This window comes from Bradyrhizobium sp. 18BD (genome assembly GCF_054185225.1).
Map to the genome: position 1 here is coordinate 1 of NZ_JAVAYL010000148.1, position 485 is coordinate 485.

The following is a 485-nucleotide window of genomic DNA, read 5'->3' on the forward strand; positions in this document are numbered from 1 at the left end:
CGGCAAGTCCTACAAGATCGGCGAGGTCCATGAGGGCACCGCAACGATGGACTGGATGGAGCAGGAGCAGGAGCGCGGGATCACGATCACGTCGGCTGCCACGACGTGCTTCTGGAACGATCACCGCATCAACATCATCGACACCCCCGGCCACGTCGACTTCACGATTGAAGTCGAGCGTTCGCTGCGCGTGCTCGACGGCGCGGTCGCGTGCTTCGACGGCGTTGCCGGCGTTGAGCCGCAGTCCGAGACGGTGTGGCGCCAGGCAGAGAAGTATCACGTCCCGCGGATGTGCTTCGTCAACAAGCTCGACCGTACCGGTGCGAACTTCAACCGCTGCGTCGAGATGATCAAGGATCGCCTGGGCGCCCGTCCGGCGGTGCTGTATCTTCCGATCGGCCTCGAGAGTGATTTCAAGGGTCTCGTCGACCTCGTCGAGAACCGCGCGATCGTCTGGCTCGAAGAGTCGCTGGGCGCGAAGTTCG

Annotated in this window: 1 protein-coding gene; it reads left to right on the forward strand. The window is 63.3% G+C overall.

Features of this window, described 5'->3' with window-relative positions:
* The coding region (locus tag RAD16_RS40820; RefSeq protein WP_458163670.1) for a GTP-binding protein at positions 1–485 on the forward strand (485 nt) is incomplete at both ends.